This window comes from Streptomyces sp. NPDC088794, from assembly GCF_044750545.1.
Taxonomy (GTDB): Bacteria; Actinomycetota; Actinomycetes; order Streptomycetales; family Streptomycetaceae; genus Streptomyces.
This window is the reverse complement of sequence record NZ_JBIVKB010000006.1, coordinates 92411-109693: the sequence shown is the minus strand read 5'-3', so window position 1 is coordinate 109693 and position 17283 is coordinate 92411. Positions and strand designations below refer to the sequence as shown.

Annotated in this window: 19 protein-coding genes and 1 pseudogene; 12 read left to right on the top strand and 8 right to left on the bottom strand. The window is 71.9% G+C overall.

Translation table 11 applies throughout. The features are described from left to right. Positions 1 to 148: 148 nt before the first annotated feature. The gene (locus ACIP6U_RS18930; protein WP_401718807.1) at positions 149 to 1132 is read left to right on the top strand and encodes a hypothetical protein; all 984 of its coding nucleotides are present in this window, start codon (positions 149 to 151) and stop codon (positions 1130 to 1132) included. After that, positions 1129 to 3264 (top strand): hypothetical protein, encoded by a 2136-nt coding sequence (locus ACIP6U_RS18925; protein ID WP_401718805.1) that lies wholly within the window; start codon positions 1129 to 1131, stop codon positions 3262 to 3264. The genes ACIP6U_RS18930 and ACIP6U_RS18925 overlap by 4 nt, the downstream gene beginning before the upstream one ends. Here ACIP6U_RS18925 and ACIP6U_RS18920 read toward each other — a convergent pair. Beyond that, complete coding sequence (locus ACIP6U_RS18920; protein WP_401718803.1) at positions 3192 to 3977, bottom strand: hypothetical protein; 786 nt, start codon at positions 3975 to 3977, stop codon at positions 3192 to 3194. The genes ACIP6U_RS18925 and ACIP6U_RS18920 overlap by 73 nt on opposite strands. Positions 3978 to 4145: 168 nt before the next feature. Between ACIP6U_RS18920 and ACIP6U_RS18915 the strand changes: the two genes are divergently transcribed. Next, complete coding sequence (locus tag ACIP6U_RS18915) at positions 4146 to 4547, top strand: hypothetical protein (protein WP_401718800.1); 402 nt, start codon at positions 4146 to 4148, stop codon at positions 4545 to 4547. Position 4548: 1 nt separating this feature from the next. Here the strand turns inward: ACIP6U_RS18915 and ACIP6U_RS18910 are convergent, their stop codons facing one another. Continuing rightward, complete coding sequence (locus ACIP6U_RS18910; protein ID WP_401718797.1) at positions 4549 to 4773, bottom strand: hypothetical protein; 225 nt, start codon at positions 4771 to 4773, stop codon at positions 4549 to 4551. A gap of 339 nt (positions 4774 to 5112) precedes the next feature. Between ACIP6U_RS18910 and ACIP6U_RS18905 the strand changes: the two genes are divergently transcribed. The 3 genes and pseudogenes from ACIP6U_RS18905 to ACIP6U_RS18895 form a co-directional block, all read left to right on the top strand. Next, on the top strand, positions 5113 to 5580 hold the full coding sequence (locus ACIP6U_RS18905; RefSeq protein ID WP_401718794.1) for a DUF3052 domain-containing protein: 468 nt from the start codon (positions 5113 to 5115) through the stop codon (positions 5578 to 5580). A gap of 154 nt (positions 5581 to 5734) precedes the next feature. Beyond that, a complete protein-coding gene (locus ACIP6U_RS18900; RefSeq protein ID WP_401718791.1) occupies positions 5735 to 6649 on the top strand; it encodes a glycosyltransferase family 2 protein in 915 nt (304 codons plus the stop codon). 241 nt (positions 6650 to 6890) lie between these two features. Further along, positions 6891 to 8750: pseudogene (locus tag ACIP6U_RS18895) on the top strand (BTAD domain-containing putative transcriptional regulator); the annotation flags it as partial. A 45-nt stretch (positions 8751 to 8795) separates the two neighbouring features. On the opposite strand, the gene ACIP6U_RS18890 reads toward ACIP6U_RS18895, so the two are convergent. Both ACIP6U_RS18890 and ACIP6U_RS18885 read right to left on the bottom strand, forming a co-directional pair. Further along, positions 8796 to 10478 (bottom strand): bifunctional 3'-5' exonuclease/DNA polymerase, encoded by a 1683-nt coding sequence (locus tag ACIP6U_RS18890; RefSeq protein ID WP_401718789.1) that lies wholly within the window; start codon positions 10476 to 10478, stop codon positions 8796 to 8798. A gap of 92 nt (positions 10479 to 10570) precedes the next feature. Beyond that, positions 10571 to 11314, bottom strand: a complete 744-nt coding sequence (locus ACIP6U_RS18885) for a Clp protease N-terminal domain-containing protein (RefSeq protein WP_401718786.1) — start codon at positions 11312 to 11314, stop codon at positions 10571 to 10573. Positions 11315 to 11429: 115 nt separating this feature from the next. On the opposite strand from ACIP6U_RS18885, the gene ACIP6U_RS18880 reads away from it, so the two are divergent. Together ACIP6U_RS18880 and ACIP6U_RS18875 are read left to right on the top strand one after the other, a co-directional pair. Then, positions 11430 to 11732, top strand: a complete 303-nt coding sequence (locus ACIP6U_RS18880; RefSeq protein WP_401718783.1) for a hypothetical protein — start codon at positions 11430 to 11432, stop codon at positions 11730 to 11732. Between the two features lie 41 nt (positions 11733 to 11773). Continuing rightward, a complete protein-coding gene (locus tag ACIP6U_RS18875) occupies positions 11774 to 12913 on the top strand; it encodes a DUF2786 domain-containing protein (protein ID WP_401718780.1) in 1140 nt (379 codons plus the stop codon). Positions 12914 to 13000: 87 nt separating this feature from the next. Here ACIP6U_RS18875 and ACIP6U_RS18870 read toward each other — a convergent pair whose 3' ends face one another. The 4 genes from ACIP6U_RS18870 to rpmB all read right to left on the bottom strand — a co-directional run bounded on the left by ACIP6U_RS18870 (position 13001) and on the right by rpmB (position 15112). Then, the gene (locus ACIP6U_RS18870) at positions 13001 to 13531 is read right to left on the bottom strand and encodes a DUF4232 domain-containing protein (RefSeq protein WP_401718777.1); all 531 of its coding nucleotides are present in this window, start codon (positions 13529 to 13531) and stop codon (positions 13001 to 13003) included. 185 nt (positions 13532 to 13716) lie between these two features. After that, entirely contained in the window at positions 13717 to 14247 is a 531-nt protein-coding gene (locus ACIP6U_RS18865; protein ID WP_401718774.1) for a hypothetical protein, read from the bottom strand. 323 nt (positions 14248 to 14570) lie between these two features. Further along, entirely contained in the window at positions 14571 to 14876 is a 306-nt protein-coding gene (rpsN, locus tag ACIP6U_RS18860) for a 30S ribosomal protein S14 (RefSeq protein WP_401718772.1), read from the bottom strand. Beyond that, positions 14876 to 15112 (bottom strand): 50S ribosomal protein L28, encoded by a 237-nt coding sequence (rpmB, locus tag ACIP6U_RS18855; RefSeq protein ID WP_401718769.1) that lies wholly within the window; start codon positions 15110 to 15112, stop codon positions 14876 to 14878. The genes rpsN and rpmB overlap by 1 nt, the downstream gene beginning before the upstream one ends. Before the next feature lie 74 nt (positions 15113 to 15186). Between rpmB and rpmG the strand changes: the two genes are divergently transcribed. From rpmG to rpsR, 4 genes are read left to right on the top strand one after another with little or no spacing between them, the layout of a single operon-like run. After that, a complete protein-coding gene (gene rpmG / locus ACIP6U_RS18850; RefSeq protein ID WP_044382365.1) occupies positions 15187 to 15351 on the top strand; it encodes a 50S ribosomal protein L33 in 165 nt (54 codons plus the stop codon). Between the two features lie 5 nt (positions 15352 to 15356). Next, positions 15357 to 15629, top strand: a complete 273-nt coding sequence (locus ACIP6U_RS18845) for a type B 50S ribosomal protein L31 (RefSeq protein WP_401718765.1) — start codon at positions 15357 to 15359, stop codon at positions 15627 to 15629. Next, positions 15626 to 16861, top strand: a complete 1236-nt coding sequence (locus ACIP6U_RS18840) for a CobW family GTP-binding protein (protein WP_401718762.1) — start codon at positions 15626 to 15628, stop codon at positions 16859 to 16861. The genes ACIP6U_RS18845 and ACIP6U_RS18840 overlap by 4 nt, the downstream gene beginning before the upstream one ends. Then, complete coding sequence (gene rpsR / locus ACIP6U_RS18835) at positions 16861 to 17106, top strand: 30S ribosomal protein S18 (RefSeq protein WP_401718759.1); 246 nt, start codon at positions 16861 to 16863, stop codon at positions 17104 to 17106. Before ACIP6U_RS18840 ends, rpsR begins: the two co-directional genes overlap by 1 nt. Positions 17107 to 17283 lie beyond the last annotated feature (177 nt).

Below are 17283 nucleotides of genomic sequence, written 5' to 3'. Positions count from 1 at the left end.
GGGCAGCCCCTCCGTAGAGATCGCCGAAGGCTTCCCCTCCGCCCGGTCGAGGCCGCGCGCGCGTCGCACCGGCACGCACCGGCCCAGCTATTTACCGCCTGCTCACCCGTGTGTCACGCTCGGATGGCACGGGCCGGGGGGAGTGCGGATGGGGCAAGGACGCGCGGAGGGCGGGGCGTTGGTCCGTTCGCTGGGGATGGCTGCCGGGTTGCCTTCGACCGTCGTGGCCTCCTACCGTGCGCTGCCCGGGCTCGGTGCGGCGTACGAGCAGGTCGTCGCCCCCTTGTTGGTGGAGAGCCTCGCCGACGCGCGTGAACGTGCCCGGGCCGACGGGTCGTTGCGTGCGATGAGCGTCAAGTTCGGTCTGGCGATGCTCGGTTACGCCCGTCTGACCGGACGTACGCTCCCACTCGACGTCGCCGTGCTGGCCGGTGCCGTCACCCGCCTCTACGACGATCTCATCGACGGCGAGACCGATCCCGCCGCCGACGCCCGGCTCGCCGACCTGATGGGCAACCGGCCCTTCACCGCGGGGACGGACGCCGAACTGCTGCTCGGGCGGATCGTGCGGGAGTTGGAGCGCAGGCTCGGGTACACACCCGGCGACGACGTGTTCGCGGCGATCGCCTCGCTGCACGACTTCCAGGTGCTGTCGCGCCGGCAGCGGGAGGCGGACGTTCCCGTCGACGTGCTGGAGAAGATCACGCGGGGGAAGGGCAGTTCGGCCCATCTGATCCTGTGCGGCATCGTCAAACCGGGGCTGGGGCCCGCCGAACGCGACCTCGTCATGGATCTGGGCGAAGCACTGCAGTCCCTCGACGACTACATGGACGTGGGCCCCGACCGCGCGCACGGCGTGACCACCCTCGCCACCCTCGGGGTGGTCACCCTGGCGCACATCGCGGGGCAACTGCGGGGCATGCGGCCGCGGTTGGTGGCGTGCTACGGCAGGCGGGCCGCCCGGCAGTACTGCGGGATGCTCTCCTTCCTGCTCCTCAAGGCGTGGGTGGGCCGTACGCTCCCCGTCCTCGGTCGGCTGACGAGCCGGGCCGCCGGGAGATCCGCCGTACTGACCGTCTTCGCCCGCAGCGCGGACGCCCTCCCGCCGGCCGGTTCGGAGACCCGGTCGTGAAGGGCCGGCGCGCGCTCAAGGTCGGCCTCTCCGTCGTGCTGAGCGCGGTCCTGGTGGCGACGGTCGTCGTCGGCGTACAGGGGCTCAGGAGCGGTGATCTCAAGCCGTTGGACCTGTGGGTCTCCCTGATTCCCGTCGTGCTCGCCGTCGCCGCCATCGTGACGACCGTGCTGTACAGCGGTCTGCGTCCCGCCGCCACGCTGGACGAGGCGGTGGCCGCGCAGCTGCCCGCACTGGCGCGGAGCATGCGCAAGGCGTGGGTGGCCGAGAGCAGGAACCGCGGTCTCTTCGAGGACCGCCGGATGGCGGTGCGCTGGCGGCGGCGGCCCGGCTCGGAGCGGTTCTCGCGGCTGGCGGCCGAACTGCCCGAGGAAGGCGAACTCAACCAACTGACCGGCACGTTCGCCCGGCGCGTGCGGGCGGGCGGTCTGTCCCGGCTCGTGGTGACCGGGAATCCCGGGGCGGGCAAGACGACGGTCTGTGTGCTGACCACCCTCGAACTCGCCGAGCCGGTCGGCCCGTTGGTGCCCGTGATCTTCCAGATCTCCTCCTGGGACCCGGCCCGTCCGCTCATGGAATGGATGACGGACGAACTCACCGCCGTCCATCCGGCCTCCACCGACCGGACGCGCAACCGCCTGATCTGCGCCGAACTCGTCCGGCACCACGTCCTGCCGGTCCTCGACGGACTCGACCAGGCCGCCGACCGGGCCGCCCTACTGCGGGGTGTCGCCACGGGGTTGGAGGGCCGGTCCTTCGTACTGGCCTGCCGTACCGAGGAGTTCGACGCCCTCGACGCCGACGGGATGCTGCGCGAGACGCTCGTCGTACGACTCCAGCCGCTGCGGGCGGACGAGGCACGCGGAGTTCTGGAGACCGCCCGCCCCGGGCCGGTTCTGGAACCGCTGCTCGCCGCCCTGGAGGAACGGCCGGACGGGCCGCTGGCGCGGGTGCTGGAGACGCCGTTCATGCTCTCCCTGGCCGTGTCGTTGGACGGTTCGCTGCCGCGGGAGATCCTCTTGGAGGGCGGGGCGAACGCGAACGCGGGGGCTGGGGATGGTGCTCCAGCTGGGGCGGACGCGGAGGCCGTGGCCGAGGAACGGATCGGGCAGCGGCTGCTGGGGGCCTTCATCACCCAGGCCTACCTCCGCCCACGCGACAAGGCCCCGCACTACAGCGCCGAGGACGCACGCCGCCATCTGACCTTCCTCGCCCGCAACGTCGACCCCGACACCGGGCGGCTGGCCTGGTGGCAGCTGCACCGGGCCGTACCGCAGTGGGTGCATCTGACGCTCGCCCTGGTCAACGCGGCGATCGGCTGCTCGATCCCGACGGTCGCGCTGTTCGCCCTCTTCGGGCGCCCGTTGCTGGGCCTGTGGATCGGGCTGGGCGCGGCGCTGGTCGGGGCGCTGGTGGTGGAGTTGGTGCCAGGGGACGATCCGCGCCGGGCCAAACCGCGGCTGAGATCCGTACGACCGCCCTCCTCGCACGCGCTGCAACGGGTGCTCGGCTTCGGGGTGGTGGGCGGCGCCGCCTGCGCGGTGATCGTCACGTTCCTCTACGAGAGACCTCAATACGTGGTGATCGGCGGGGTGTTGAGCGGTATCACGTTCGCCGCCGCGCGCTACTTCAGCGAACCGAGCGATCTCATGGAGGCCATCACCCCCACCACGCTGCTGCGTTCCGACCGCGCCACGGTCCTCTACGCCTGGCTGGCCGGCGCCGTGGCGGGGGCGCTCACCGGTGCCTACCTCGGCGGCTCCATCAAGGCGGGCCGGCGCACCCCGCAGCTCGACGATGTCACCCTGATCGACAAACTGCCCACCGCGGTCGAGGCGTTGATGGGGGCGGCGGGCGGGGCGCTGCTGAGCGCCACCGGGCTGGGGCTGATGGCGCTCGGGTCCAGTTCGTGGGGGCGGTTCGTGGCCACCCGCGGGTGGCTGGCGGTGCGCGGGCACACTCCGCGGCGGCTGATGGCGTTCATGGAGGACGCCCAACGGCGGGAAGTACTACGGCAGATGAACGGGCACTACGAGTTCCGGCACCAGCTGCTCCAGCGTCATCTGGCCGAGCCGGCCCGGGCCGTCGCCTCCACCGCCGACACCAACACCGGTCCGGACAGCACCCAGTAGGCCCGGCGGGCGGGCCTGCGGCCGGTGTCGGGCAGCGCGAGGTAGCTGGCCGCGGGGAAGCGGACCCAGGCCTGGGGCGTGCCGGGCCGTACCGGCTGGAAGTCCAACTCGGCCAGCTCTCGGCGGACTTCGGCGAGCACGGCGAGTTCGTCGCGGCCGACGGCACAGACGAACTGAAGGGTGGCCTGGGAGAAGGTGCCGACGGTCCGGTCCCGTTCCCGTCGCCTGAGCAGTTCGCCGACCTGGTTGCCGCGGGTCAGGTCGTAGACCTCGGGTGGTCCCGGGACCTCGTCGGAGCGGACGGCGCAGCGCAGGAGGGGGAAGTGGTGGGTACGCAGATCGGCGGTCCGGTCCGCCAACCAGCAGGGCTCGTAGGCGTGTTGGCGGCGCTCGAAGACGACCAGGAGGAGCGACCGGGCCAGCACGGCCGCCCCCAGCACCACCGCACATACCAACGCGGCGCTCCGTACCCCCGGCACGAGCAGCCCCACCAACGCCACCACGACCGGCACGGCAGCCCAGCCGGCCCCGACGAGCTGCGCCTCGGCGAACTCGGGCCCCTTGAGCCCGGTCCCGTACCGCCGCGCGACACCTTTCAGCCCCGGCAGGGGCGCGAGCGGAATAGCGGCTTCGGGCCGAAGCAACTCGGGTCGCGGCAACTCGGGTCGCAGCAGGTCGGATCGCGGCAGCTCGGGCTCAGGTTCGCAGTTCATCGCCCCACTCACCCGCCCGTCCACCTTCCGCCGCCGACGCTGCTCCCGGTCCCCGTATGCCTGTGCCGCCACGTCTCTACGTCTCTACCCTGTGTCGACGCTACTACGGGAGCGCCCACGCGAAAGTCGCCGTCGCGCCGGGAAGAAGAGGGAAGGGAACTCTCCGCCATGCCCGAGGAACACGTCCATCCCGAGCTGATCCGCGACGAGCACCCTTGGCGACCGACCCACCCTCACACCTGGTCCGGCAGCGCCCATGTACGGGTATGGCGCACGGCCCCGGATCACGTGACCGTGGTGCTCAGCGGCCCCGACGCCGAGTACGACCTGGAGACGGTGCTCCCCCTGCTCCGCGCCGAATACCCCCACGACAAGGCCGACTTCACCTTCCACCGCCCGACAGACTGGGGAACCCTGGGCTACTACGCCCAGCTGACACAGACACCCGACGGAACGGGCCCCGTGACCCGAACGACCATCCCGGACGACACCCTGGCGACCCACCTGGGCCCCACCTTCTACGCCACCGAGGACCCGGACGACGAGACGACGGGCTGGGGCGGTCCCTGAGCTACGCGGCCCTTGTCATCCACCGCTGGTACACCCACCGAGCAAGGCCACCCACGGCGAGCGACGCGAGAATCGCCCCCCAGTCGATGACATGCGGCAGCCCTGGAAAGAAGGCGAAGAAGGCGAGCGTGGCGAGGAAGCCCACGAGGAACGCGGTGATCCCGGCTCGGCGCCGCCGAGTCTGCCGCGCCTGGTCCGAATCGGGGCCCTGTTGCTGCTCGATCATGAACAACTCACTTCGTGATGTGATGACACTGACTCACACGCCGCACTCCGTTGACCAGGAGATGGGCGCACGCCTTGCCATAACGAGGCAGTGTCTGTGGAGAGTTGTTCCGGTGAAGTTGCTCCGCTGGTTGCAGAAGTCGCTGCTCAGCGCTCCGACGAAAGCACAGTCGACTCCAGCGTTCTGATACGTGATCTTCCTGCCGGCGCCTCGGATGATGTGCGTGAAAACGCAGCCCGTAGGAACCTTCATCGTCACACCACCCACGCTGTGCTCGAAGGTACTGGCACTGCTGGGATGGTATTCAACCGATTCCCCCTCTCACCGAGGAGCCGAGACATGGCCGGTCACAGTGGCAACGCGACGGGCGGTGGCTACTCCGGCACGCCGCTCGCCAAGAAGATCGGCATCAAGTCCGGTCATCGGGTACGCCTGCTGCACGCCCCGGACTCCTTCGACATCCCCGATCTTCCCGATGACGTAGACCTCACCCCCGCCTCCGAAGGGCACCGGCACCCTGAATCCCACCCCGCCGACATCACCGTCGCCTTCTTCCGCGCCCACGCCACCCTCGCCGCCGAAGCGCCCGTCCTCGTCAACGCTCTCGCCGACAGCGCCATGCTCTGGATCGCCTGGCCTCGTAAAGCCGCCGGCCACGTCAGTGACATCGCCGAGAACGATCTGCGGGACCTCTTCCTCCCGTTGGGGATCGTCGATGTGAAGGTCGCCGCGTTGGGGGAGGACTGGTCGGGGCTGAAGTTCGTACGGCGCAAGGAGAACCGTGCGGGTGCCACGGCGAATCGGTAGGGCACGAAGCCACACCCTCGTGACGCCCGCACGAACCGTCGGGATACGGAGCGAAATCCCGGGTATTGAGGGAAATCGACGGGGTGCTTAAGAAGTCCTTACCGTGAACGGCTAGCATCGCGCGTCATGCTGCCGGTCGGGATGGGGTGAGGGCATGGGTGACCTGGCTGGCCCGGAGGCGTCGGCGAGGATCGCCGTCGCCGTGGTGACGATGGGGAACCGTCCCGCCGAGGTCGACGCGCTGTTGGAGTCGGTCGCCAAACAGGACCTCGCACCCGCGCGGATCGTGATCGTCGGCAACGGCTGCCCGCTCCCCGACTACGCCACCCGCCTCGCCCTCCCGGGCGAAGTCACCCAACTCGAACTCGACGAGAACCTCGGCTGCCCCGGCGGCCGCAACATCGCGCTCCGCGAGCTACGCGCATTCGACGACATCGACTACGTCGTCGAACTGGACGACGACGGACTCCTCGTCGACGTGGACGTACTGCGACGCGTACGGGACCTCTTCGAGGCCGAACCGCGGCTCGGCATCGTCGGGTTCCGGATCGCCGACGAGAACGGCGAGACCCAACGACGCCACGTGCCCAGGGTCGGCAACGCCGATCCGATGCGCGGCGGATACGTCACCGGTTTCCTCGGCGGCGGCCACGCCTTCCGCACGGCCATGCTCGACGAGATCGGCGACTGGCCCGCCGCGTTCTTCTTCGCGCACGAGGAGACCGACCTGGCCTGGCGCGCCGCCGACGCGGGCTGGCGGATCCGCTACGCCCCCGAGCTGTTGCTCCGTCACCCGAAGACCTCGCCCGCCCGCCACGCCATCTACCACCGTGTCACCGCCCGCAACCGCGTCTGGCTCGTCCGCCGCCGGCTGCCCCTGCTCCTCATACCGGTTCACCTGGGCGTATGGACCCTGCTCACCCTCGTACGGACCCGTTCGGGACCCGGCTTGCGGGCCTGGTTCGGCGGCTTCGTGGAGGGGCTGCGGGAACCGGCCGGCGAACGGCGTCCGATGCGCTGGCGCACGGTATGGCAGCTCTCACGCCTCGGCCGCCCGCCCGTCATCTGACGGCATCGGGATCCGGCCGCGGCGGCGTCACTCCCCCGAGCAACGCGTCGTACGCGCGCACCCCCGGGGCCAGATCCGATGTAGTGATCACATCAGGCCGCGCCAACAGATCGCTAACATTGGCCAAGAAAGACTGAGGACGACAGGGGCGACAAGGACGACGGTGGGCGGTATCCCGCCGAGAGCGAGCGCGGCGCCGAAGCCCAGGAGCTGAGGCGCAGGAAGGGCAGTGAACGGCGTGATGCGGCACGGTCTGCGCTTCGGACTGCTGGGTACGCCGGTGCTGTTCGACTCCCACAGCGACGATCTCCGTGCTCCAGTTCTCACTCCCATCAGCAGTCCCAAGATCCGCGCCCTGCTCGCCACCCTCCTGATCGACAACGGCCGAGTCGTCTCCGTCCCGGCACTCAAGGACGCTCTGTGGCGCGGCGCCCCACCCCCCTCCGCACAGGCCTCCCTGCACAACCACGTGGCCCGCCTACGACGACTGCTCCACGACCCCGACCGCCTACGAGCCGCACCACCCGGCTACGTACTACGCGTCGAACAGGGCGAGTTGGACGTCCACGTCTTCGAGCAGCACCTCGCCGCGGCCCGCGACGCGCACACCACCCGCGACTGGGCGCGAGCGATCCGCGAATCCACGGCGGCCCTCGCACTCTGGCGAGGTGCCCCGCTCAGCGGCCTGCCGGCCGAGACAGGCGGATACGCCTTCGTCCGACGGCTCCGCGAGGCCCGGCTCCTGCTCCTGGAATGGCGCTACGACGCCGAACTCGCCGTCGGCGGCCTCCGACTCGGCGCCCTCGTACCGGAGTTGGCGGCCCTGGCCGGCGAGCACCCGCTACGGGAGGCGTACCACCGCCAGTTGATGCTCGCCCTGCACCGCACCGGCCGACAGGCCGAAGCCCTCGCCGTCCACCGCGACCTCCGCACCCGCCTCATCGAGGAACTCGGCGTGGAACCGGGCCCGACGGTACGCGAGGCCCACGTGGAGGTCCTCCGAGAAGCCACCACTGGCACGGCTCTACTGTCTACGCGCGAAGACCACCCTCTACCTGCCCAACTTCCCCCACCCCCCGCCCACTTCACCGGCCGAGCCGCCGTCCTTGCCGCTCTGCGCGACGCCGTGCACAACACCCCCGAAAGCCCCACCGCCCCCACCGCCCCCACCGCCCCCACCCTCACCGTCATCAACGGCATGGCCGGCATAGGCAAAAGCGCCCTGGCCCTCCACCTCGCCCACACCCTGAAGGAACGTTTCTCCGACGGTCAGCTCTACGTCGATCTCCACGGCGCCACCCCCGGCACGACCCCCCTCACCCCCACCCAAGCCTTCACCACCCTCCTCCGCGACCTCGGCACCGACCCCCGCCGCATCCCCGAACACCCGGACGCGGCAGCCGCGTTGCTCCGCTCGCTCCTCGCGCCGACCCGCACCCTCCTGGTCCTGGACGACGCCGTGAACGCCGCGCAGGTACGACCGCTGCTGCCCGGCGGAGCCGACTGCGCGGTGATCGTCACCAGCCGCTCGCCGCTGACCGCGCTGGACGGCGCCCGCCGTTTCCCGCTCGCACCGCTGTCGGACGAGGAGAGCGCCGCGCTGCTGCGCGCGGTGAGCGGACGCGCCGGCCTCGACGCGGCCCACCCCCTCGTCGCACTCACCGGCCGGCTCCCGCTCGCCCTGCGCGTGGTCGCCGCCCGACTGGCCGCCCGCAGCGCCCTCACCCCGGACGCCCTGGCCGGCCAACTGACCGACGAACAGGGCCGGTTGAACCACCTGGAGTACGACGACCTGAGCGTCCGCCGCTCCCTGGCCGTGGCCCACGACGCACTCGCCGCCTCGGCCCGCCGGGCCGACCGGGACGCGGCCCTCGTACTGCGCGGCATCGGCACCCTCGACCTCCCCGACTACGGCGCACCCCTCCTCGCCCGCGTGGCCGGCATCGACGCCCGGCGCGCCGAGGCCGCCCTCGACCGCCTCGTGGACGTGGCCCTCGTGGAGGAAACGGCGTACGGCAGCTACACCCCCCACGACCTGGTCCGCGACTTCGCCCACGAACTGGCCGTCGCCGCCGGCGCGGCAACCGTCACCGGAACCGCCCGCGAACCCGGCCCTCACTGATCACCTCACTGATCACCTCACTGATCACTTCGCGTCGGCATAGCACTCCACCACCGCCGTCGTGAACGGAAACCGCACCGGCGTCTGTCCGAACGTCAGCCGTCCCGCCAGGTCGGACGCCTCGCGGATCGCCGCCACGATCGTCTCGGCCTCCTCCTCGGGGCAGTGCACGATCACCTCGTCGTGCTGGAAGAAGACCAGCTCGGCCGCCATGTCCGCACAGGTCCGGCGCAGTGCGGCGAGCAGCAGCAGGGCCCAGTCGGCGGCGCTGCCCTGGACGACGAAGTTGCGGGCGAAGCGGCCTCGGGCGCGGGCGTCCGTGGAGGCGTAACCCGGCGTCCACTGGCGGGCGTCGGAGTCGTCGTCCCCGACGGGGATGCCCGCCTCCTCCGCGTCCTCGTCGGCCCCCGCCGCCGGTGGGCAGGTCCGCCCGAGCCAGGTGCGCACCAGCCGGCCCTCCTCACCGGCCCGCGCGGCGTCGTCGACGTACGCGACCGCCTTGGGGAAGCGGCGTCTGAGCGCGGCGAGGTTCTTGAGGCCGTCGCCGGAGGTCTGTCCGTAGACCGCGCCGAGCACGGCGAGCTTGGCCTGGGCGCGGTCGCCGGAGAAGGCGCGGTCGGAGACGGACTGGTAGAGGTCGGTCTCGCGGCCGGCCACCTCCATGAGACCGGGGTCGCGCGAGATGGCCGCCAGCACCCGCGGCTCCATCTGGTCGGCGTCGGCGACGACGAGCCGCCAGCCGGGGTCGGCGACCACCGCGCGCCGGATCACCTTGGGGATCTGCAACCCGCCCCCGCCGTTGGTGACCCAGCGTCCGGTGACCGTGCCGCCGGCGTGGAACTCGGGCCGGAACCTCCCGTCACGCACCCAGTCCTGCAACCAGGACCAGCCGTGCGCCACCCAGATCCGGTACAGCTTCTTGTACTCGACCAGCGGCTTCACGGCCGGGTGGTCGACGGACTCGATCTCCCAGCGGCGGGTGGACCTGACCTTGATGCCGGCCTGCGCGAACGCCTTTATGACATCGGCGGGCAGATCCGGCCGGACCCGGCGCCCGAAGGCGGCGGACACCTCGTCCGCGAGCTCGGCGAGGCGCCGGGGCTCGCCACCGCCCACGTACCGCTCGCCCAGCAGCTCGTGCAGCATCTGCCGGTGCACCTCGGCGCTCCACGGCAGCCCCGAGCGGTTCATCTCGGCGGCCACCAGCATCCCCGCCGACTCGGCCGCCGTCAGCAGCCGCATCCGGTCCGGGTGCGCGGTCGTGTCGTGCCGTCGCTGCTGCTCGGCGTAGACCGCGGCGAGGTCGGGCAGCGGCAGATTGATGCTCTGCGGCTCGAAGAGCGGGGACTGGGCGTTGGGTTCGGCGGAGCGGGTCGGCGGGTCGGCCGGTACAGGGCCGCCGCGCAGCCGGGCCAGGGCGGCGGCGGCCGAGCGGGGTTCCCCGTACCGCCCCTCGTGGCCGAGCAGGAGGGTCTCGGCGTCCTCGACGTCGTAGCACCGCTCGACCCGGACGCCGGCGGCGAGCAGCCGCGGATACATCTCGGCGGTGGACCGCCACACCCACCGCGTGACCTCCGGCAGCCCGCGCACGATCGCCCCGGGCTCCGCCCCTCGGCGCACCGGCCCCGCGAGCACCCCGTCGGGACCGAGGGGCGCGGCCTCCACGCCACCACCCTCGGCCGGAGCGAGCGCCCAGCGATCGGTCATGGTTGCGAGTGTCGCAGCCGCCTCTGACAACGCCCTCGCGATCCACCGCCGCCTGAGCCCTTTGCCCCTCCTTTCAGCCCCCGTCAGGCCCTTCAGTCCTCCTCGCTCACCCCGCCCGGCGCCTTCAGATACCCCGCGAGCGCCTTGCTGAGCGCGGCCTCCACGGGGGCCTTCTCGATGCCGAGGGCGGAGAGGACGCCCGTGCCGTTCTCGAACTCCAGCAGGGCCAGCAGGATGTGCTCGGTGCCGATGTAGTTGTGGCCGAGCCGCAGGGCCTCGCGGAAGGTGAGTTCGAGGACCTTCTTGGCGTCGGAGGCGTAGGGGACGAGTTCCGGGGGCGACTCGACGCCGGCCGGCAGCGCCGCGGTCGCGGCCTCGACGAGTGCGTCGAGGGTGACGTCCTGGGCCACGACCGCCTTGGCCGCCAGGCCGTCCGGTTCGGCGGTGAGGCCGAGGATCAGGTGGGCCGGGACGACCTCGGAGTTGTGTGCGGACTTGGCCGCGTTGTGCGAGGCCATCACGACGTTGCGGGCGCGTGTGGTGTACCGGCCGAACCCCTGGTTCGGGTCGAGATCGGTCGACTCCTTGGGTACGAACCGCTTCTGCGCGGCCTGCCGTGTGACCCCCATGCTCCGGCCGATGTCCGTCCAGGAGGCGCCCGAACGCCGGGCCTGGTCCACGAAGTGGCCGATCAGGTGGTCGGCCACCTCGCCGAGGTGGTCGGCGGCGATGACCGCGTCCTGGAGCTGGTCGAGGGGTTCGACGTGCACCCTCTTGATCGCGTCGATGATGTCGTCGAGACGTACGGAGGACGTGATGGTCGGTTTCGTCGTCATGTGTCAACCGTAGGTTGACAGTCTGGAGGTGTCAACCTCGGGTTGACATAAAGGGGACTCCTCTTTTGAAGAACACCGTGTGAGGCTCCGGCCGACGGTGGTTGACTCGGCTGCCATGAGCACGTTGACGACGAACGCCGCCACCGAGATCGTCGACGCGACGGCCCGGCTGCTCACCGAGCACTACGTGTTCCCGGACGTCGCCGAGCAGTTGGCCGTGCTGCTCCGCCGGCGCCTGGCGGAGGGGGCGTACGACGTCGCGAGCGCGGCGGAACTCGGCGCCCTGGTCACCGCCGACCTCCAGTCGGCCCATGGCGATCCGCACCTGCGGCTCCTGTGCCACTCCGACGCCACCTGGCTCCTCCACCTCGACCCGGCGGCCGCCGTTCCCACGGCCCTGGCGCTCCACGGCGGCTGACCCGGCGCCGCCCTGTCAGTGCCCCGTGTCACGATCGAAGCGTGACCAGTACGCCGACCAGCCCCGTCGAGCGCGCCTTCGCGGCCGCCCTCTACGCCGCCGATGCCGACTCCGCCCTCGACACGGGCGCGTCCGTGCTGGCCGCGGACCCGGCGGCCGACGCCGAACTCGCCCGTCGAGGCCGGGAGTTCGTGGCAGCGGCCTGGCGGCGCGGCTGGCAGCCCGCCGACGTCGTGCGGATCGTCCGCCGGGAGCTGGACGACGTACACATCCACCTCGTATCGGCCCTGATCCGTGAACAGGCGCCGGACGACCGCCCGCGCGGGCCCCGCTGGACCGCGCAGGTGGAGTCCCTCCCGGGCCCCGGCGACGCACCGCCCCGCGCCGACCGCTTCTCGCACGCCACCGCGGTCCTGGAGCTGTACCGCCTGCTGCTGCGCCTGCCGAGCCTCGAACCCCTCGACGAGCAGCACGGCAGACCCGATCAGCGGGCCGGCGGTCGGCCCCGGCCCGAGTCCCGCATGCTCACCCGTATCCGGGCGTTGCTCGCCAAGGCCGAGGCGACCGGGTTCCCCGAGGAGGCGGAGGCGCTCACCGCCAAGGCACAGGAGCTGACCGCCCGGCACAGCATCGACGAGGCGCTGCTCGCCGCGCAGGGGCCCGCGAAGGATGCGCCCGGCGCCTGCCGGATCGGTGTCGAGCCGCCGTACGAGCAGGCCAAGGCCGTGCTGCTGGACGCGGTCGCCGACGCGAACCACTGCCGGGCCGTGTGGAACGAACCGCTCGCTTTCTCCACGGTCGTCGGCTTCGAGGCCGACCTGGAGGTGGTCGAACTGCTCTACGCCTCCCTGCTGGTCCAGGCCCAGACGGCCATGACGAAGGCGGAGGCGGCGCAGCGCGCGGGGGGCCGGCGGCGTACGAAGAGCTTCCGGCAGTCGTTCCTCGCGGCCTACGCCCACCGGATAGGCACCCGCCTCGCGGCTGCCGCCGAGACCCAGGTGACCGACGACCTGCTCCCGGTGCTGGCGACGCGCGAGGTCGCGGTCACGGCGGAGGCGGACCGGATGTTCCCCGAGACGACCACGACCCGGCTGCGGGGCGTGACCGACGCGGCGGGCTGGACCGAGGGCGCCGAGGCGGCCGACCGGGCCCAGGTCGGCGCCCGGCCCCGGCTCCCGTGAGCGACGTACGACAGAGGCATCCCGTCGGCGCTCCGCCTGCCGGCACCCCCGCCGGCGCCTCGCCGACCGGTACCCCCGCCTCCGCCGTCAGTCGCCCGCCTGCGTGAACGCCGTCACCGAGGCGTCCGGCGTGCCCGCGTCTCCCTTGAGCGCGACCTCGCCGTACGACCACGCGAAGCCGTGGTCGGCGTCGGCGCCGGGGAGAGTGAACGTGCCCGTCTTCACCGCCAGGCTCTTCGCGCCGCCGGCCTCGCCGCGCACGTAGGTGATCGTGAAGGAGGCCGTCGCGTCCTTGGCCAGCGTCAGCTTCTCGGCCGCGGAGGCCTTGTCCTCGGGGACCTTGGCCGAGGTCTTGCCGGCGGTGAGGTCGACGCCCGGGTAGCCGTCCAGGGTGCACTGGGAGCCGCGGTTGGTGATCGTCACGGTGACGTTGCCGCTGTCGCCGGCGGCCGGGGCCGGGCTCGCGTCGACCTGTACCCCGACGGAGTCGAGCGTGCAGCCGCCACCGGCGGCCTTGCTCGCGCCGCTGTCGCTCCCGCCGTCACCGCCGCCGTCGTCGCAGGCGGTCAGAAGGAGGGCCGCGGCGAAGGCGGCGACGGTGATCCGGGTGGCGCGCATGAGGGTCCTCGGGTGCTTCGGGGGAGTGACGTCGATGAGACGCGTGCATGGATCATCACGCACGAATGTGCGAGCCGGTTGCCCGCCCCCCGCCCGGACCGCGGTGGATCGCAGCGGATCGCGGCCGACAGACCGACCATCGGCGGACCACCGGCGGACCGCCGGGCCGATGCCCTGCCGCCGCGCTACTGCCCCAGACTCGCCGTCGGCAGCCCCGAAGGCAGCTGTCCGCCCTCCGCCTTGGCGTACGTCTCCTTGCCGAGGCTGCCCGACCAGGTGACCGCGAGGGCGGACTTGTTCACGGAGTCGACCATCCCGGTCGCCCGCTGCTTGCTGCCGTCGGTGCAGGTGAGGTGGATCATCTGCATGCCCGCCTCCTCGCCCGCGGTCCCGCTGCACACGGTCCCGCCGGTCGAGAAGAGCCCCGCCTGCTTGCCGTTGACCACCAGCGCCACGGCCTTGCCGTCGGTGGTGGCCAGCCAACTGCCCTGCAGACCGTCGGACGCGGTCGTCCCGTCGGAATCACCGGAGGCGGAGGCACTGGAGTCGCCGGAGCCGCCGCCCGTGTCCGCGGTCGCCGTGGAGGTCGCGGACGCGCTGGGGTTCGACGAGGCGCCGTCGTCCGAACCGCCGTCGCTGCACCCGGTGAGCGCGAGCGCGCCCGCCAGACCCGCGGCCGCGGCCACGATCCGCACCTTCGTAGTCGCCGAAGTCACTGGTAACTCCCAAGCTCTAGGACCGGTCTTTCGGATCAGCTCGGCGTCGCGGGATCCGGCCCGCACGGCTCGGCCGAGCGGCGGCCCGCCTCCGGAGCCGACCCTGACCGCAGACCGACCCTGACCGCAGACCGGCCCTGACTACGCGCAGCCACCGCACGGGACCCCGTTCGACTCGGCCCGGACGCACCCCGCGGCACAGCCGGCCCGGCTCGAAAAGGACCCGGACGCGCGGTCCCGGGCAAGCCGTGGCCGGTTGGCCGCAACGCCCGCAGCAAGCTACCAGCCCCCGCTCTTCCTGCCATGGGGAGCAGCTGTGAGGCTTACCAGGAGGACTTGCGCACCCCGGGCAGATACCCGGCATGCGCCTGCCCGCGCAGGGACACCCGGGACAGCCCGAAGGCGCGGAAGTAGCCGCGGGGCCGCCCGTCGATCTGGTCGCGGTTGCGCACCCGCGTCGCGCTGGCGTCGCGTGGTTGCCCGCGCAACTCCCGCTGGGCGGCGAGCCGTTCGGCCTCCGTCGAGGACGGCCTGCGGATGATCTCCTTCAACTCGGCACGGCGTCCGGCGTACCGGGCGACGAGCTCCTGGCGCCGCTCGTTCTTCGCGATCTTGCTCTTCTTCGCCATCAGACCCGCACCCCCCGCGCCCTGATCCGGGCCACGGCCGCCTCGACGCCGATCACGTCGACGGTCTTGATCCCGCGCGTGCTCAGCCGCAGCCGGACGTGCCGGCCCTCGCTCGGCAGCCAGTAGCGCTTGGTCTGGATGTTGGGGTCGAAGCGGCGGGAGGTCCGCCGGTGCGAGTGGGAGATGCGGTTGCCGAAGCCGGGGCGGGCGCCGGTCAGCATGCAGTGCGCGGACATGGGTGACGTACCTCTCCTCGATCGTTGTCACCACGAGTGGTGTTAATGGAATTCATTTTCAGTAAGGTAGCACCATGGCACGCAACGAACTCCGCCCGGTCATCAAGCTGCGGTCCACCGCGGGGACCGGATTCACCTATGTGACCCGCAAGAACCGGCGCAACGACCCCGACCGCCTGACCCTGCGCAAGTACGACCCGGTCGCAGGCCGCCACGTCGACTTCCGAGAGGAGCGCTGACCCCCATGCGCAACGGAATCCACCCCTCCTACGGTCCCGTCGTCTTCCGCGACCGGGCCGCCGGCCATGCCTTCCTCACCCGCTCGACGCTGGCGGACGAGGCGACGGCGGGCGGGCGGACCATCGAGTGGGAGGACGGCCGCACCTACCCGGTCGTCGACGTCGAGATCTCGAACGTCAGCCACCCCTTCTACACCGGCACCGCGCGCGTGCTGGACACCGCCGGGCGCGTGGAGCGCTTCGAGCGCCGGTTCGGGAAGCGGGGCACGGCGTCGTGAGTCTGTCCGTCGTCATCGTCGGCGGGCTGCACGCCGAGGCCCGCAGGGTGACGGTCGCCCGGCTGCTGGCCGACGTGCCGGGCAGTGTCGTACTCCACCACGACCTCGCGACGGCCATGGCGGGCACGGTCGTTCGCACGATCAGCGACGCCACCGGGCTGCTCTCCGCGGGCGAGGCGCCCCTCGTCAACGACTGCGCCTGCTGCGCCCTGCGCGAGGACCTGGTCCCCGAGCTGCGCCGTCTCGCCGACGCGGGGCTGACCCGGCTCGCCGTCGTCGAGCTGTGGGACTCCGTCGAGCCCAAGGCGATGGCCGAGGTGGTGGCGGCCGGCGGGCTGACCGTCACCGGCGTGATCACCGCCGTGGACCCGGCGCTGCTGCTGCCCTACCTCGGCAACGGCGACGACCTCGCCGAACGCGGTCTCGCCGCGGCCGCCACCGACCAGCGCACGGTCGCGGACACCTTCGCCCGCCAGCTGGAGTACGCCCCCGTCCTCGCCGTCCTCGACTCCCCGGAGGCCGACGACGAGGACCGCGAGCTGCTCGCCCAGCTGCATCCGACAGCCCGTCAAGTCCCCGTCCAGGGCGGCCACTCCGGGGATCTGACGGGCGTTTTCCAGCCATCCGCCGATCCGGCGCCCCGGCCCTCCGGTGCACCTGCACCTGCATCGGAAGGCGTACGACCTGCACGATCCTCGCCGCTCGCCCGGGCCGCCCTGGCCGGCTTCGACGTGGAGGCCGCGGCCGCCGCCCAGCATCCCGCCTGCGCGCTGCTGCCCGCCGAGGCCGACGCGCACGGGGTGTCGACCCTGGTGTGGCACCGGCGCCGGCCCTTCCATCCGGAGCGGCTCTTCGCGGCCCTGGAGGACCTGACCTGCGCGGCCGCCCGCAGCCGGGGCCGGTTCTGGCTGGCCGACAAGCCCGACGTGCTGCTGCACTGGGACGCCGCCGGCGGCGCGCTGTGCGTGGAGAGCGCGGGTCCGTGGCTGGCCTCGCTGCCCGACGCGGCCTGGGACATGGTCCCGCCGGTGCGCCGCGCCGCCGCCGCGCTGGACTGGCACGCCGAACACGGCGACTGCTGCCAGCACTTGGTCTTCACCTCGCCGGGCCTGGACCGCGACGGCCTCGAACAGCTGCTGGAGTCCTGCCTGTTGACCGACACCGAGTACGCGGCGGGCCGCACCGCCTGGAAGCGGCTCCCGCCCGCCTTCGACGCCTTTCTGGAGGTCTGATGCCCCGCACCACCGACCGCAGGTCCGACCGCAAGTCCGCGGGCAGCCGCCCCAATCCGCTGGACCAGGCGAAGATCACGTACATCGACTACAAGGACACCGACCTGTTGCGGAAGTTCATCTCCGACCGAGGCAAGATCCGCAGCCGGCGCGTCACCCGGGTCACGGCGCGGCAGCAGCGGCAGCTGGCGCGGGCCATCAAGAACGCGAGGGAGATGGCGCTGCTGCCGTATACCAGCAGGTGAGTTACGGTTCAGGTCGCTGAACAACCCTCCCGGTCACCGCCCCCGCCCGAACCTCCTCGTCCCGCCCACTGGATCGATTCACGGACCCTGGAACAGGAACGGCCCGGTCTGCGTCTCTTCCTAGTGCACGAGGGATTCGATTCCGGTGAACCGCATCGCATGGTCCGAGGACCCCGG

Coding starts and splice junctions, on each gene's coding strand:
- ACIP6U_RS18905 (WP_401718794.1), top strand. CDS start 5,113: ATGGCCGGTCACAGTGGCAACGCGACGGGCGGTGGCTACTCCGGCACG.
- rpsN (WP_401718772.1), bottom strand. CDS start 14,876: ATGGCGAAGAAGAGCAAGATCGCGAAGAACGAGCGGCGCCAGGAGCTC.
- ACIP6U_RS18885 (WP_401718786.1), bottom strand. CDS start 11,314: ATGACGACGAAACCGACCATCACGTCCTCCGTACGTCTCGACGACATC.
- ACIP6U_RS18930 (WP_401718807.1), top strand. CDS start 149: ATGGGGCAAGGACGCGCGGAGGGCGGGGCGTTGGTCCGTTCGCTGGGG.
- rpsR (WP_401718759.1), top strand. CDS start 16,861: ATGCCCCGCACCACCGACCGCAGGTCCGACCGCAAGTCCGCGGGCAGC.
- ACIP6U_RS18880 (WP_401718783.1), top strand. CDS start 11,430: ATGAGCACGTTGACGACGAACGCCGCCACCGAGATCGTCGACGCGACG.
- rpmG (WP_044382365.1), top strand. CDS start 15,187: ATGGCACGCAACGAACTCCGCCCGGTCATCAAGCTGCGGTCCACCGCG.
- ACIP6U_RS18910 (WP_401718797.1), bottom strand. CDS start 4,773: ATGATCGAGCAGCAACAGGGCCCCGATTCGGACCAGGCGCGGCAGACT.
- ACIP6U_RS18920 (WP_401718803.1), bottom strand. CDS start 3,977: ATGAACTGCGAACCTGAGCCCGAGCTGCCGCGATCCGACCTGCTGCGA.
- ACIP6U_RS18890 (WP_401718789.1), bottom strand. CDS start 10,478: ATGACCGATCGCTGGGCGCTCGCTCCGGCCGAGGGTGGTGGCGTGGAG.
- ACIP6U_RS18900 (WP_401718791.1), top strand. CDS start 5,735: ATGGGTGACCTGGCTGGCCCGGAGGCGTCGGCGAGGATCGCCGTCGCC.
- rpmB (WP_401718769.1), bottom strand. CDS start 15,112: ATGTCCGCGCACTGCATGCTGACCGGCGCCCGCCCCGGCTTCGGCAAC.
- ACIP6U_RS18870 (WP_401718777.1), bottom strand. CDS start 13,531: ATGCGCGCCACCCGGATCACCGTCGCCGCCTTCGCCGCGGCCCTCCTT.
- ACIP6U_RS18915 (WP_401718800.1), top strand. CDS start 4,146: ATGCCCGAGGAACACGTCCATCCCGAGCTGATCCGCGACGAGCACCCT.
- ACIP6U_RS18845 (WP_401718765.1), top strand. CDS start 15,357: ATGCGCAACGGAATCCACCCCTCCTACGGTCCCGTCGTCTTCCGCGAC.